The sequence below is a fragment of the Allorhodopirellula solitaria genome, from assembly GCF_007859855.1.
Taxonomy (GTDB): Bacteria; Planctomycetota; Planctomycetia; order Pirellulales; family Pirellulaceae; genus Rhodopirellula; species Rhodopirellula solitaria.
Genome location: NZ_SJPK01000008.1, coordinates 198,639 through 213,416 on the forward strand (window position 1 = coordinate 198,639; position 14,778 = coordinate 213,416).

At 57.0% G+C, this 14,778-nt stretch carries 9 protein-coding genes; 8 read left to right on the plus strand and 1 reads right to left on the minus strand.

The genetic code is table 11. The annotated features are described in order from the left end of the window. The first annotated feature begins 43 nt into the window (after positions 1-43). The 8 genes from gltB to CA85_RS16140 all read left to right on the plus strand — a co-directional run bounded on the left by gltB (position 44) and on the right by CA85_RS16140 (position 12,995). Positions 44-4,621 (plus strand): glutamate synthase large subunit, encoded by a 4,578-nt coding sequence (gene gltB / locus CA85_RS16105; RefSeq protein ID WP_146392354.1) that lies wholly within the window; start codon positions 44-46, stop codon positions 4,619-4,621. A 233-nt stretch (positions 4,622-4,854) separates the two neighbouring features. After that, the gene (locus CA85_RS16110; protein ID WP_146392355.1) at positions 4,855-6,357 is read left to right on the plus strand and encodes a glutamate synthase subunit beta; all 1,503 of its coding nucleotides are present in this window, start codon (positions 4,855-4,857) and stop codon (positions 6,355-6,357) included. Positions 6,358-6,670: 313 nt separating this feature from the next. Further along, positions 6,671-7,747, plus strand: coding sequence for a Gfo/Idh/MocA family protein (locus tag CA85_RS16115; protein WP_146392356.1), 1,077 nt, complete (start codon positions 6,671-6,673; stop codon positions 7,745-7,747). A 377-nt stretch (positions 7,748-8,124) separates the two neighbouring features. Next, positions 8,125-8,820 carry an RNA polymerase sigma factor gene (locus CA85_RS16120; protein WP_146392357.1) on the plus strand — a complete coding sequence of 232 codons (696 nt, stop codon included), beginning with the start codon at positions 8,125-8,127 and terminating at the stop codon, positions 8,818-8,820. Between the two features lie 278 nt (positions 8,821-9,098). Then, the gene (locus tag CA85_RS16125; RefSeq protein ID WP_146392358.1) at positions 9,099-10,088 is read left to right on the plus strand and encodes a calcium/sodium antiporter; all 990 of its coding nucleotides are present in this window, start codon (positions 9,099-9,101) and stop codon (positions 10,086-10,088) included. A gap of 1 nt (position 10,089) precedes the next feature. After that, complete coding sequence (locus tag CA85_RS16130; RefSeq protein WP_146392359.1) at positions 10,090-11,760, plus strand: flavin monoamine oxidase family protein; 1,671 nt, start codon at positions 10,090-10,092, stop codon at positions 11,758-11,760. 266 nt (positions 11,761-12,026) lie between these two features. Further along, positions 12,027-12,194: a DUF1328 domain-containing protein gene (locus CA85_RS16135; protein WP_146392360.1), complete on the plus strand. Its 168-nt coding sequence runs from the start codon at positions 12,027-12,029 to the stop codon at positions 12,192-12,194. A 357-nt stretch (positions 12,195-12,551) separates the two neighbouring features. Beyond that, positions 12,552-12,995 (plus strand): hypothetical protein, encoded by a 444-nt coding sequence (locus tag CA85_RS16140; RefSeq protein WP_146392361.1) that lies wholly within the window; start codon positions 12,552-12,554, stop codon positions 12,993-12,995. A 1,403-nt stretch (positions 12,996-14,398) separates the two neighbouring features. Here CA85_RS16140 and CA85_RS16145 read toward each other — a convergent pair. Further along, positions 14,399-14,752: a DUF1294 domain-containing protein gene (locus CA85_RS16145; protein WP_146392362.1), complete on the minus strand. Its 354-nt coding sequence runs from the start codon at positions 14,750-14,752 to the stop codon at positions 14,399-14,401. Positions 14,753-14,778: the final 26 nt, after the last annotated feature.

Consider the following 14,778-nt stretch of genomic DNA (forward strand, 5'->3'; position numbering starts at 1 on the left):
ATCAAACATAAATCTTTTCACTCCTAACAGCAACTAAACCACCATGAATCAACTCAATCAATATCACCTGCCCCCGGCCCAAGGTCTTTACGATCCCGAGATGGAAAAGGATGCTTGTGGAGTCGGCTTCGTCGCGCACATCAAAGGCATCCCGAGTCACCAGACGGTGATCGATGCCGATACGATTCTGCAGAACATGGATCACCGGGGTGCGTGCGGTTGTGAACCGAACACAGGTGACGGATCGGGGATCCTCTGTGGTCTACCGCACAAGTTTCTTCGCAAGGTTGCTAAGTCAGACCTCGGTGTGGAGTTGCCGGAAGCTGGCAAGTTCGCTGCTGGGTTGATTTTCCTGCCGCCCGATGATGCTGAACGCAAGATCTGCAAGGACACGATGGAAAAGTTGATCGCTGAGACCGGTCAAACCTTGATCGGATGGCGTGACGTTCCACAACAAGCCGACGCAGCGGATATTGGGCCGACGGCGCGGCAGAGTGAACCGGTGATCGAGCAACTCTTCGTCGAGGCAGCTGAAGGATTGTCCGAAGAGGAGTTCGAACGCAAGCTCTACCTGATCCGCAAACAGGCTTCTCATGCACTACGCGGCAGCGAGACGCTCGAACAGGCACTCGTCTTCTACGTGTGTTCGCTGTCGACCAAAGTCATTATTTACAAGGGTATGCTGACGCCTGCTCAGGTGATGCCCTACTTCCCTGACCTGCGTGACGAGGACTTTGAAACCCATCTGTCGATGGTCCACAGTCGCTTCTCCACGAACACGTTCCCGAGTTGGGATCGTGCTCAGCCGTTGCGATTCATGAGCCATAATGGTGAGATCAACACGCTGCGTGGTAACCGGAACTGGATGCGGGCGCGTGAGGGGATGGCCAAGAGCGAGATCTTCGGCGACGAGCTGAAGAATCTATTCCCGGTGATCGAACCACACCTGAGCGACTCAGGAACGTTCGACAACGTGCTCGAATTCCTGCTCATGAATGGCCGTACGCTGCAGGAAGCCATGATGATGATGGTTCCCGAAGCATGGCAGAAGCATCAGACGATGCCGGAAGACAAGCGAGCATTCTACGAGTACTTCAGCTGTTTAATGGAGCCGTGGGACGGCCCGGCTTCGATCGTGTTCACCGACGGCCATTACATCGGCGCGACGCTCGACCGCAACGGGTTGCGCCCGAGCCGCTATTACATCACCCACGACGATCGCGTGATCATGGCGAGCGAGGTCGGGGTCTTGCCAGTCGATCCGTCGATCGTTCGCGAGAAGGGGCGATTGCAACCAGGCAAAATGTTCTTGATCGATTTCGAGCAGGGACGTCTGATTCCTGACGAGGAACTCAAGCGAGAATTTGCTGTCCGCAAACCTTATGGAAAGTGGCTCAAGGAGCAACGCATTCGCTTGGCCGACCTGCATCCTGAACAGGAGCCGCACGGATTTGACGGGGGCACCTTGTTACCGCGGATGCAAGCGTTTGGATACACGTCGGAAACGATGAATTTCATGCTTCGCCCGCTCGTCGAGCAAGCGCGGGATCCCGTTGGATCGATGGGGAACGACTCCGCCCTGGCGTGTTTGTCGGATAAACCGCGGATGATCTACGACTACTTCAAGCAGCTCTTCGCTCAGGTTACCAACCCCGCGATTGATTCGATTCGCGAAGAGGTGATCATGTCGCTGGAATGTTACATCGGTCCGGAGCAGAACCTGTTGGCGGCGACGGAGCAACACTGCCACCGATTGCTCGTAGACCATCCGATTTTGACCAACGAAGAGATTGCGACGCTCAAACATATCAATTACGAGGGCTGGCACAGCCGCACGATCGATATCACGTTTGACCGCAGCGAAGGCAAAGCCGGGTTGCAGAAGACGCTCGACCGCATCTGCGCCGAAGCCGAGGCAGCCTGTGACGATAACATCCAATTGATCGTGCTGAGCGATCGTGCGGTATCATATGACCGCGTGCCCGTCAGTGTGCTGATGGCCACCGGTGCTGTTCACCATCACCTGGTCGCTCAAGCCAAGCGGACCCGGGTGGGTTTGGTGCTCGAAACCGGCGAGGCGCGGGAGGTCCATCACCACTGCTTGTTAATCGGCTACGGGGCTGATGCGATCAATCCGTACCTGGCGTTTGAATCGCTGTGGCAGGCCCACCGCGACGGTCTGTTGCCGCCTGCCTGCGATGACGATGCCGTGGTTGCTGGATACCGTAAATCCGTCGGCAAGGGCATGCTCAAGGTCATGGCCAAGATGGGCATCAGCACGCTGCAGAGCTACAAAGGTGCCCAGATTTTCGAGGCTCTCGGCCTGCGTGACGAGATCATCGAACGCTGCTTCGTCGGCACGGCTAGCCGTATCCAGGGAGTCTCGTTCGACATTCTGGCCGAAGAGACGCTGCGACGCCACGAACTCGGCTTCCCCGAGAAATCCAGCGACCGACTGCCCTCCCTGCCGAACCTAGGCGAATTCCACTGGCGAGCCGAGGGTGAGAAGCATGCTTGGAGCCCCCAGTCGATCTCGAGCCTGCAGCTCGCAGCGAGAAACAACAATGAAGATGCCTACTGGCAATTCGCTCACACGATCAACGAGGACAACCGCAATCGATGCACCCTGCGTGGTCTATTCGGCTTCCGCGAAGGTGTCGCGGGGCCAGCCCTGCCGCTCGATGAGGTCCAGAGTGCCAAGGACATTGTCAAGCGATTTTGCACCGGTGCGATGAGTCTCGGCAGCATCAGCGCTGAGTCTCATGAGGCTTTGGCCGTTGCCATGAACCGGCTCGGCGGCAAGAGCAACACGGGCGAGGGCGGCGAAGATCCGATTCGTTTCCAAACGATGGAGAATGGGGACTCGAAGCGGTCGAGCATCAAACAGATTGCGTCGGGACGCTTCGGTGTCACGATCGAATACTTGGCCAATGCAGATGAATTGCAAATTAAGGTCTCCCAAGGCGCCAAGCCTGGCGAAGGTGGTGAGTTGCCCGGCAAGAAAGTCGACGACTACATTGCCGGAATTCGCTACAGCACGCCCGGCGTGGGATTGATCAGCCCACCACCGCACCACGATATCTACTCGATCGAGGATTTGGCTCAGCTGATTCACGATTTGAAGAACAGCAACCCCTCGGCTCGCGTCAGCGTCAAACTTGTCAGTGAGGTGGGTGTTGGGGTGATTGCCTCGGGCGTTGCCAAGGCGCACGCCGACCACATCCTCATTTCCGGCGATACCGGTGGAACGGGGGCCTCGCCGCTGACGAGCATCAAACACGCTGGATTGCCCTGGGAACTCGGGATTGCCGAAACGCACCAAGTGCTCGTTCTCAACGATCTGCGAAGCCGCGTGATTCTGCAAACCGATGGTGGACTGAAGACAGGACGCGACGTCGTGATCGCAGCTCTTCTTGGTGCCGAGGAGTTCGGTTTCGCAACCGCGCCGCTGATCACACTGGGCTGCATCATGATGCGGAAGTGCCACTTGAACACTTGCCCGGTTGGGATCGCGACTCAAGATCGGGAGCTGCGTAAGAAGTTTACGGGCAAGCCCGAGCACGTCGTGAATTATCTATTCATGGTTGCCGAGGATGCTCGCCGCCTGATGGCCAAGCTGGGCTTCCGCTCGATCGACGAGATGGTCGGCCGCAGCGACGTCCTGATGACTGACGATGCTATCAAGCACTGGAAGAGCGACGGATTGGATTTGACCCACGTCCTGCAACCAGCCACCAAGCCGCATGAGAATGTTGGCGTGATCTGTTCGCGCAAACAGGATCATGGGCTGGAAAAGTCCTTGGACATGACCAAGATCCTCAGCGAGGCCCGCTCGGCGATCGATACGGGAGAACCGGTGCGGATCGTCTCTCCGATCATCAATATCAATCGTACCGTCGGCACGATCTTGTCTCACGAAATCGCGAAGGTTCACGGCCAGAAAGGGTTGCCAGACGACACCATTCACATCGACTTGACCGGTTCGGCCGGCCAGAGCTTGGGCGCGTTCCTAGCTCACGGCGTGACCATTGAACTCGAAGGCGATGCCAATGATTACGTCGGCAAGGGACTTTCGGGCGGCCGGGTCATGGTCTACCCACCTCGCGAACGCACCTTCGCCGCGGCTGAAAATGTGATCGTTGGCAATGTTTGTTTGTATGGGGCGACTAGCGGCGAGGCCTATTTCAGTGGACGCGCCGCCGAGCGGTTCTGCGTTCGTAACAGCGGTGCCAATGCGGTTGTCGAAGGCGTCGGTGATCACGGCTGTGAGTACATGACGGGCGGACGCGTGGTCGTGCTCGGCTGGACCGGCCGGAACTTTGCTGCCGGGATGTCTGGCGGGATCGCCTACGTTTGGGACCGCCAAGGTGACTTCAACTTGAACTGCAATCTCGCGACCGTCGAACTCGAAAAGATCGAGTCGGCTGAAGAGGAAAAAGAGGTCAAGGCAATGATCCAACGCCACCAGGAATATACGTCCAGCGACGTGGCTGCCGAAGTGTTGGCGGACTGGGACACCTTCCTCAGTCAATGCGTCAAGGTCATGCCGATCGATTACAAGCGTGTTCTGCAGGAGCGTGCTCAGAAACAAGCCGACGAATCGGTCGCCGCAACGGTCTAGGCCGTTGCAATGAAACGATTTGGCCGTGTGCGGTGCGAAGCCGGGTGACGGGCGTTACCCGGCTGCTCACGCCGGCTCGGCTGACAGCAATACTACCCGGCTGCTTGCGCAGCTCGGCTCATAGGAATATTACCTGGCTGCATACGCAGCTCGGCTCACAGGAATACTACCCGGCTGCTTAGGCAGCTCGGCTCACTACCTCTCAATTACCTCATCTTTTCAGGATCAATACCATGGGCAAGATCACTGGGTTTACCGAGTTCGACCGCGAAAAAGTGCCATGGCGTCTGCCAGTCGTGCGGATCAATGATTATGACGAAATTTATACGGAGCATAAAACCGAGCATCTGCGAGATCAGGGCGCCCGGTGCATGGATTGCGGTGTTCCGTTCTGCCAATCGGCCAGCGGTTGTCCGATCGACAACTTGATTCCGGAGTGGAATGATCTGGTCTATAACAACCGGTGGAAGGAAGCGATTGAGCGTCTGCACAAGACGAACAACTTTCCCGAGTTCACGGGACGCACCTGTCCTGCCCCGTGTGAGGGCGCCTGCGTGCTGGGAATCACCAGCCCGCCGGTCACGATTAAGAATATCGAGAACGCGATCGTTGACCGGGCCTGGGAGGAAGGCTGGATCAAGCCTGAACCGCCGGAATCGCGAACGGGCAAGAAGGTAGCGATCGTAGGCAGCGGGCCCTCAGGCTTGTCTGCTGCCGATCAGCTGAACAAAGTCGGTCACCTCGTGACTGTTTTTGAACGTGCCGATCGCCCCGGCGGTTTGCTGCAGTATGGCATTCCAAACATGAAACTGTCCAAGGATGTGCTGCAGCGGCGCGTCGACAAACTGACCGCGGAAGGTGTGGAGTTCCGAACCAGCGTGAATGTTGGCAAAGACATCACAACAGACGAGCTGCGGGATCAGTACGATGCCGTGTTGTTGGCTTGTGGTGCGACCAAACCACGCGATCTGCCGATCGAAGGTCGCGAGGCCCAAGGGGTTCACTATGCCATGGAGTTCTTGACCGCGAACACGAAGCAAAGCGTTCACGGCGACGAACTCGGCGATCAGTTCATCAGTGCCGAAGGGAAAGATGTGATCGTCATTGGCGGCGGCGACACGGGGACGGATTGTATCGGGACAAGCATCCGTCATGGCTGCCGCTCACTAGTTAATTTCGAGTTGCTTCCGAAACCGGCTGAAGACCGGGCTCCCGACAACCCCTGGCCGGAGTGGCCGCGCGTATTCCGTGTCGACTACGGTCACGAGGAAGCCGAAGCCAAATTTGGCAAGGATCCACGTGAGTACCAAATTCTCAGCAAGAAATTTTTGGTCGACGATGCGGGCAAACTGGCTGGCATTCAAACCGTCGAGGTCCAGTGGACCAAGAACGATGAAGGCGGTTGGCAGATGAGCGAAGTCGAAGGCAGCGAAAAGGACTGGCCCGCTCAACTGATCTTGCTCGCGATGGGATTCTTGGGGCCTGAGCAGTATGTGCCCGAATCGCTCGGGGTGGAGACCGATGCCCGTAGCAACTTCCAGGCTGAGTACGGGAAGTTTGCAACGAGCGTCGAGGGTGTCTTCGCGGCGGGGGATTGCCGGCGCGGTCAGAGCCTCGTCGTTTGGGCGATCAACGAAGGTCGTGGCGCGGCGCGTGCGGTCGACGTCTTCTTGCAAGGGTCAAGCTGTCTTCCCGCACCGGGGATTACTTTGGGGACGTCGTTAGCCGGCGTCTAGACGCCGGTCGGCATATCGATCTGGAGTTGATCAACATCCCAGTGGCATGCACCGGGGTGTTGATCGGCGGCGATGCAGTTGGTGAGCAGAGCTCTCGTGCTCGCGGCTGGGATGAAGGTCGAATCTCATAAGGCGTAACACCAGCAGACGCTGCTGATTGCGGATATACTGCACGCCAGACCGGGCGGCCATGCCGCTCGGTGCCCCCCGCGGCGTGCGTTCTCCGCTTTGCACGACTCCAGTCATGTAAACGAGACAGCGATTTCGCGGGCCCCTCCCCGATTCCGCCTCCCTCGCCTTTTGAGTATCACGCATGCATTGGACGCCGCTCTCCTTCGCTCGATTCACTTCCCTGGTCTGTTTGTTCGCCTGGTCCGGGTTGAGTCTGTTCGCTCCGACTGTCTTGGCAGACGAATCCACGTCGTCACCGGAGGTTGTGCGTCTAGGCATCATTGGATTGGATACTTCGCATTCGCCTGCGATTATCAAGATATTCAACAATCCCAATCCTGAGAACGAGATTTTCAATGACTTCCGTGTTGTTGCGGCGTACCCCTACGGCAGCCGCACGATTGAATCGAGCTCCAGCCGAATTCCTGCGATCACCGAATCCGTTGAAAAGGAAGGGGTGAAGATTGTCGATTCCATCGACGAGCTGCTCAGCCAGGTCGACTGTGTCTTCCTCGAGACCAACGATGGACAGTTGCACCTTGAACAGGCGTTGCCAGTTTTTCGAGCGTCCAAACCCGTGTTCATCGACAAGCCGACAGGATCGAATTTGGCGGAGACCGTGGCGATCTTCCGGGCCGCCGAACACTATCAGGTGCCGATGTTTTCCGCTTCGTCACTGCGATACACCGAGGGCGCGCAAGCGATTCGGAACGGCAAAGTGGGGCGGGTAATCGGATGCAGCGCCTACAGTCCGTGCTCACTGGAGCCATCGCACGTCGACCTGTTCTGGTACGGCATCCATGGGGTCGAAACCCTGTTCACCTGCATGGGCACGGGGTGTCAAACGGTACGGCACACCGAAACCGACAGTTGCCAGCTCGCAGTGGGGCAATGGGATGACGGGCGGATCGGAACCTTTCGGGGGATTCAAATTGGCCAACGAGGTTATGGCGGGACCGCTTTCGGAGACAAGGGAATCGCCGAAATCGGACCGTATTCAGGCTATGAACCGTTGTTCGTTCAGGTCGCAGAGTTCTTTCATAGTCATGAGCCACCGATTGACGCTCAAGAGACGATTGAGATCTATGCGTTCATGCAAGCTGCGTTTGCCAGTAAACAGGCGGGCGGCGATCCGGTCGCGATCGCTGACGTGGTGCAAGAGGCTACTGCGGAAGCGGACCGGTTGCTCGCGGGCAAGCTCGATGAGGCGAGTGAGTAGTTAGGAGAGCTAGGAGAGTTAGGAGAGATAGGAGAGTTAGGAGGCGGCTTATTTAGGGACACCGGGTGCCCCCCTGTTGAAGGTGAATGGTTGACTTTTCCGTATGCTGACGCGATAATGTGTCGTCGGTTTGCCGTGTTGAAACGAGCCATTTCTGGCCCGATTTTGCGGACGTTCTATGCTTAAGAGACGAAATTTCGCTGCTCAAAGCTGAAAATGTGGTGAATGGGCTAACCCGTTTGGCGGGTTATCATGCTGTACGTGCATTTATTGAATGAGAAGTTAACCTTCTTCGGACATTTTTTGCTGATGCGTGTTTTTCACGAATAATCGGTATTGTCCGTTTTTAATTCCTTTTTATTAAGCAGACGGAACCCATGAACTTTTCAACGAGCACTCTTGCTCCAGAAAAGCCGATCAACGTCTCGCCGCGGCCCTCGGATTCACTCCGCCGCGGTAGCGAGCCGGCTTCTCCTGAGCAAGAAATAACTGATGAAGAATTGATCGCACGATATCGCGAGAGCGGTGACCGCGCGATTTACGAAACGGTAATGCGGCGTTATGAACGCGAAATCTACGCGTACCTTCGCCGTTATATGGGCAATGCCGAGATGGCAGAGGATGCCTTCCAAGGCACCTTCTTGCAGGTCCACTTGAAGTGCCAACAGTTCGATCTCACCCGCCGGTTTCGGCCCTGGTTGTATGCAATCGCGACCAACCAAGCGATCGATGTCCAGCGCCGCAATAAACGCCACCGAATGGTGAGTCTCGATCGTCCCGGGTCGTGGCAAGATGACGACCGCGGTGGCAGTTGGTCCGAAAAGCTGGTTGGGTCCAGTGCCGATCCGCTTGCTGAGGCCTCCCGCGAGGAGAATGGCCGGTGGGTCCATGATGCTGTTGCGAAGTTGGGCCAGCCGATGCAGCAGGTTGTCGAACTGGTTTACTACCAAGGTCTGAAGTATCGCGAAGCAGCCGAAGTGCTGGGGATTCCCGTCGGCACGGTCAAGAGCCGTTTGCACTCGGCAATTCATCAGCTCGGTGGCTTCTGGGACGATTCCCACTCTTCGGACTAGTCTCTGCCAGCTCTGCTCTGTGCCCCGATCCGGTAAATCGGTCGGGGTACCGAGGCACCGATAGGGCTCGCCGCGAATCTGCGGAATGTTGTTCAGCCACGCACTGGAAAGCTGCGTGGCTTTTTTTATGCGCTGCTGGTACTTCATATCCGGTTGGGCGGCGAAATGCGACGCTGCCTGATGACGAAAGGAATTGGCTTTGGTAGGCTCCTTTGTCGAGCAACCCTCTCGGCTTACTTCACCGCTTGAAATCCCTCTTACAAACGATTTCCATCATCATGCTTTTTGCCGTTGGACAACTCGTTGTGGGCTCGCTGTTATTGCTCATCGGGGGTGAGGGTGTTGTTCGGGGAGCCTCGCGGTTAGCGATTCTAGCGAAGCTGAGCCCTTTGTTCGTTGGTTTGACAGTCGTGTCATTGGGGACGAGCGCACCTGAAATGGCCGTAAGTGTGGCGACCGCTATGCAGGGCCAGGCCGACATCACCATCGGGAACGTGGTCGGTAGTAATCTGTTCAATATGTTGATGATCGTGGGACTGAGTGCGATCGTCGCGGCTCTGCCTGTCGAGCGTCAGATCACCTATTTCGACGCCCCCGTGATGGTCGCGGTCTGCATCGCGATGGGTGTCGTGGGATACGACGGCAGTATCGACCGATTCGATGGTATTGCTTTGTTGGTGGCAATGGTCGTGTACTTCGCCATCTCCTACCGACTTGGCAAGCGAAAGACATCTGAGGACATTGAGGAGTTTGTTGACGATGTCGCCGGCGAGCCCCTGGCCGCACCGTCCTGGGCACGGAGTGCCGCAGCGGTGCTGCTGCAGCTTCTGATTTTGTCCCTTGGCGTTGGCGCTTTGGTCTTGGGATGTGAATGGTTCGTCGCGGGGTCGGTCACATTTGCGAGATACTTTGGGCTTTCCGAAGCCGTGATTGGACTGACCATCGTGTCCGTCGGCACGTCGCTTCCCGAACTCGTAACGTCGGTGGCCGCCACGCTCAAGGGCGAGCGAGGGATTGCGATCGGCAATGCGGTCGGCAGTACGATTCTGAATATCCTCGCCGTTCTGGGCGTCGCGGCTACCGTGTCCCCGGTCAGCCTGCATGTGGCGCCGTCGTTGGAGTTCTTCGACATCCCCGTCATGATTGGAGCAGCCGTACTGACGTGGGCCGTGTTGCGGACGCATCAAGTGGTCACGCGAGTCGAAGGTTTCGTGATGGTTGGTCTGTACTGTGCTTACATCGCCTATCTTTTGATTGAAACCGTCTGAGATGGGCAGGCGTCGTCTGCAGCATTCTCGACGAGAACTGATCGAGATGGCGTTTGGGGCGTCGGCGGTTGGCCTCTTTGCGTCGACGTTAGGCTGCGACTCGATTGCTGACTGGGTTTCTGGCGACCTTCCTGACGCAGGTCGCTTGCTCTCTCAGGATCGCCGCGCCGGCCACCAGGTGCGTGACTTTGCCGCCAAACCGCGAGCTCCGCAACGACCTTCGGAGAAGCATCACTGTGTGGTGATCGGCGCAGGCGTCGCCGGCCTGTCTGCCGCGTGGCATGCGATCGAACAGGGCGTCGAAGAAATAGTCGTGCTGGAGTTGGAAGACGAGATCGGCGGTACCTCACGCAGTGGAAGCCTCGAAGGATTCCAGTTTCCGTGGGGGGCCCACTATCTTCCCGTTCCCAAACCTGACAATCAACCTCTCGTCCACTTTCTATCCCAATGCGGCGTCTTGAAAGTAGCTTCCAACGCAGCCTTGGAAGTGCAGGAGCAGTATCTCTGTCGTGAGCCCGAAGAACGAATCTTCGTTGCAGATCAGTGGTGGGGTGGTTTGTATCCGGAAGCGGTGGCAACGCCGGCCGATCTGTTGGAACTAAAACGCTTTCGTGCGAACTTACAACGGCTGGCGGCTCAGCGTGATGTTCAGGGACGGCCGCTGTTCATCCTTCCGACGCGTCATTGTTCGACCGCTGAGCAGGCCCGCGAACTCGACCGGATCTCGATGTCGCAGTGGATGGATGCTCATCACTTTGATTCGAAGCCACTACGCTGGTTGGTCGACTATGCCTGTCGCGATGACTACGGATTGAATGCTGACCAAACGAGTGCGTGGGCGGGGCTGTTCTACTTTGCGGCGCGGATCGATCCGATTAGCGGAGAGTCGCAGGATGTGATGACATGGCCGGCTGGCAACGGATTTCTGGTTGATCAGTTGGCCGCTCCTCTGGGCAACCGTTTGCGACTCGGCCAAGCCGTTGTGCGAATTTCACCGCAGGACGCGTCGTCGAAAACCACAGCGTTGGAAATCGATGTTATGGACAGCCACTCGGGAGCAATGTCAACGTTAGCAGCGGAACATGTGATCGTGGCGGTGCCGCAGTTCATCGCATCGCGTATGCTCGACGCAGCTTGGATGTCGTCGCTGGGCATCGAACGTGAGACACCGCCGAACGTTTTCTCGTATGGATCGTGGCTGGTAGCTAATGTGCACTTGAGCGAGCGACCGCGGGAAACCAAGTTTCCTATGAGTTGGGACAATGTCACCATGGCGTCCGGATCGCTCGGTTATGTCAACGCGACGCATCAACTTGGGATGGACCATGGACCGACTGTGCTGACTTGGTATCAAGCGATTCCCGCCGACCAGCCCGCCGAAGTTCGCCAACGACTCATGAGTCGAACTTGGGAGGAAATCGCTGAAACCGTGATCATGGATTTAGAACTGGCTCATCCTGATATCCGTCGTTTGATCACACGTCTCGATGCCATGATCTGGGCTCACGCGATGCCCTGTCCTCGCGTTGGATCGATTTTTCATCCCACCCGTCACGCTGCTCAGTTGCCCGTTGGAAACGTGCATTTTGCCTGCACCGATCTGAGTGGAATCGCGCTCTTCGAGGAAGCCTTCGACCATGGAAGACGCGCCGCATTGGAATGTTTCGCGTAGCGGCGCAGCAGCGGTCAATGTGGAACGAATTCGACCAAGGTCTGGCGACAATGGGATGAATTGGTGCTCCCGATGGTAGGACCACAGTTGTTTTGCAGCGGATGGCGGGCCACTGATTCAATGAGAAACGTAGTTTTCCGGTTTTTGACAGCAATTGGATGCATCCAATCACGTTTGGCACAGCAAATGCGAAATGCTTCCATTGAACGCGAGAGAAGTGACGTACACGGCTCCGCAAAATCAACTACAAATATTGGGAGACTGCCATGTTAGGCTGGGCTTTAACTTTTTTGGTCATCGCATTGATCGCAGGCGCATTCGGGTTCTTGGGTGTGGCAGGCACTGCGACCACCATCGCAAAAATCCTCTTCGTTGTGTTCTTGGTGCTGTTCGTGATCGGCCTGATCATGGGACGCCGTGGTCCAGTCGCCTAGCGTGGGGTCCCGGTAAAGCCGCGGATTTAGATGGCCCTGCACTTGAGTCGCGTTGTCGTGCTCAAGTTAGCAACGCACGATGAATAAATGTCGGTTTTAGTAGTGGACGAGGCGACGAGTCCAAAGCCGCAGGACTCGTCGCCTCGTCCACTACGACAGAAATTGATCGTGCGTTGCTTAGGGCTCATCGAGGACGATCGTAATGCTGGAGACGATCTCTTCCGATCTGCAGCACTGCGTGAGAGATGAGAGTAGAATTCGATTAGTCTCCCGCGATGTTAAATGCGTTTTGCTGCCGTCTGGCACTTTGAAGCCGCGGACGCTTTTCCCTTCATTCCCCCACCAAGAGATTCAGTGATGACAGATCAAGTAGCAACGGAAGAAAAATCGAGCGCCGATTGGGAATATGTCCGCGAAGCGATCGCAGAACGCTGGCCTCAGATCAATCGTGATGAGCTGGCGGAATGCAAGAACGACTCCGGTGACCTGATCGAGTTCGTCAAGCAGCGTGTCGGCGCCAGTAGTGACGAGGTCGAATCAGTGGTTTCCGAGTTCGCCCCCAGCGAGACGGTCGTCGACCGTGTCAGTCAGGCGGCTAGCGACCAACTGCACAGGGCGAGCGAGTCAGCGCAGTACGCCTACATGCGGGCCGATGAATGTATCGCCGAGCGACCAACCGAATCGGTGGTGGCTAGTTTCGTCGCTGGGATCGTCGTTGGAGCGGCAGTTACCGCCCTCGTGATGAGCTCGCGACCGGAGCCATCGACTTGGGATCGAGTGCGGACACGCTCCTGCTTTTAAGGCTCATCCGCCGGAAGCGTGCGCCCGAGGTTTTCAAGGCATGGCTCCCGTATCGAAGGATTTATTTGTGGGATGTGATTATCAATGTTAGACTGGCACTGCCGGGAGAAACGGAGCCGAGCTCTGCAGAGGTATCCAATGCTCGTTCAAAAATGCGTCCCTGACGAACAAACGCTCGCCAGGGACCGACAACACCATTGGCGTACCGCTTTTGCAGGGAAACGCTGGCGACCGAGATATCCCTTGCCAAGCCAGCACCTCGGCAGAGCTCGGCTCGAATGGCGTGGACTTAAGCAGCTTTACTCGAGTTTCACGGGCATCTGTTTTCGCTTCCGTCCGGCTTGTCCGGGCGGAGCGGCAACTGCAAGCTACCTGCAAAACGCCCTCGCCAGATCGATCTCCGCTCCGGGCTTGTCCCGGCGGAATCAGCGAATCAAGTCGTGTGACCGCCGGGACAAGCCCGAGACGGAGCACCGTTTCTACTTCGCATTTTTTCGGTAGCTGCCAGTTGATTCCTCCGCCGAGACAAGCTCGACGGAAGAATGTTTCACACGCGGCAATCGCTTAAGTCCACGCCATTCGAGCTCGGCTCCGTTTCTCCCGGCAGTGCCAGTCTAACATTGATAATCACATCCCACAAATAAATCCTTGGATACGGGAGCCATGCCTTGAAAACCTCCAGCGCACGCTTGCGTCGGATGAGCCCTTAATCGACCCCCTTCGCCTTTTCTTCGGCCAACGACTGGTCAATCACCTAATCGGTACCGGACACCCTTTCTTCGCCCGAAATTTTGAACCGCGAAGGAACGCGGCCCTCAGTGCTGCGCGGAAGTCGACCGTCGCTTGCCAAAAGCTGTCAAAAACAGCGTAGACAATGCCATTCGTACCGGACACCCTTTCTTCGCCCGGCCAACGACTGGTCAATCACCTAATCGGTACCGGACACCCTTTCTTCGCCCGAGAAAGCCAAGAAGCGACTCGACGTGATCAATAAAAAAGCTGCAGACACTCCGCCCCCGTTTGGCTGGGTCGAAAGAGCAAGCCGATGATCCATCGGAACTGGCAGAGCTCGAGAACGAGATCAGCAAGCTCGAGGCCGAAGCGGCTGAGCTGCGAAAGTAGTTCGGAGATCACCCGGGATTCAGCCTGAACGCAGGGGGCGGGTGAAGTCTTGCAAACAACCATTTCAGAAACGGCATGCCCCCGTCGTACGCCGAGTGCTGCGAGAACGCGTCAATCGTGACGCAATCGTGACTGAGCCCTCCCCGAGAAACTCGCTGAAGGCTCGTCTCTCGACCCTCCCAAGCTTCGCTCGGGAGGGTGAACCAGGATAGCGACCAGCGTTTTCTCAACGTTTCAACTCCTCGGACGCGATCCTGCACACGCATTGCACTGCTTCCTGCTCAGGCCGCATAGCTGAGCCAGGCCGCGAGGATGGCGATGTGGATGGTGGCGGCGATCCAGAACCGAATTCGGAATGATCGCTTCTGGGTTTTGTGTCGAAAGCGTTGCGAGGCCCACCAGGCGCCGGGCCAACCACCGACCAGAGAGACGAGCAAGAGCGTCCGCTCGGAAATGCGCTGAGACCGCCTTGCAGGCGATTGCGCGCGACGCGAAGACGCTGAAGGCTCCGCCTGCGATTTTCCGTTTTTTGTCGCCATCCGCTTGTCCCACCAGAACAAAACAATGGCAAGAGCACTGGCGAGAATCATTTCGATGACGATGATAGGTAGATAGCGCATGGGCACCGAGTCCATTTTTTATTTCAGTTTTCGTTCGGACT

Excerpts from the sequence above, each read along its gene's own strand:
- CA85_RS16130 (WP_146392359.1), top strand. The coding sequence starts at position 10,090 with ATGGGCAGGCGTCGTCTGCAGCATTCTCGACGAGAACTGATCGAGATG.
- CA85_RS16110 (WP_146392355.1), top strand. The coding sequence starts at position 4,855 with ATGGGCAAGATCACTGGGTTTACCGAGTTCGACCGCGAAAAAGTGCCA.
- gltB (WP_146392354.1), top strand. The coding sequence starts at position 44 with ATGAATCAACTCAATCAATATCACCTGCCCCCGGCCCAAGGTCTTTAC.
- CA85_RS16125 (WP_146392358.1), top strand. The coding sequence starts at position 9,099 with ATGCTTTTTGCCGTTGGACAACTCGTTGTGGGCTCGCTGTTATTGCTC.
- CA85_RS16120 (WP_146392357.1), top strand. The coding sequence starts at position 8,125 with ATGAACTTTTCAACGAGCACTCTTGCTCCAGAAAAGCCGATCAACGTC.
- CA85_RS16145 (WP_146392362.1), bottom strand. The coding sequence starts at position 14,752 with ATGGACTCGGTGCCCATGCGCTATCTACCTATCATCGTCATCGAAATG.
- CA85_RS16115 (WP_146392356.1), top strand. The coding sequence starts at position 6,671 with ATGCATTGGACGCCGCTCTCCTTCGCTCGATTCACTTCCCTGGTCTGT.
- CA85_RS16140 (WP_146392361.1), top strand. The coding sequence starts at position 12,552 with ATGACAGATCAAGTAGCAACGGAAGAAAAATCGAGCGCCGATTGGGAA.
- CA85_RS16135 (WP_146392360.1), top strand. The coding sequence starts at position 12,027 with ATGTTAGGCTGGGCTTTAACTTTTTTGGTCATCGCATTGATCGCAGGC.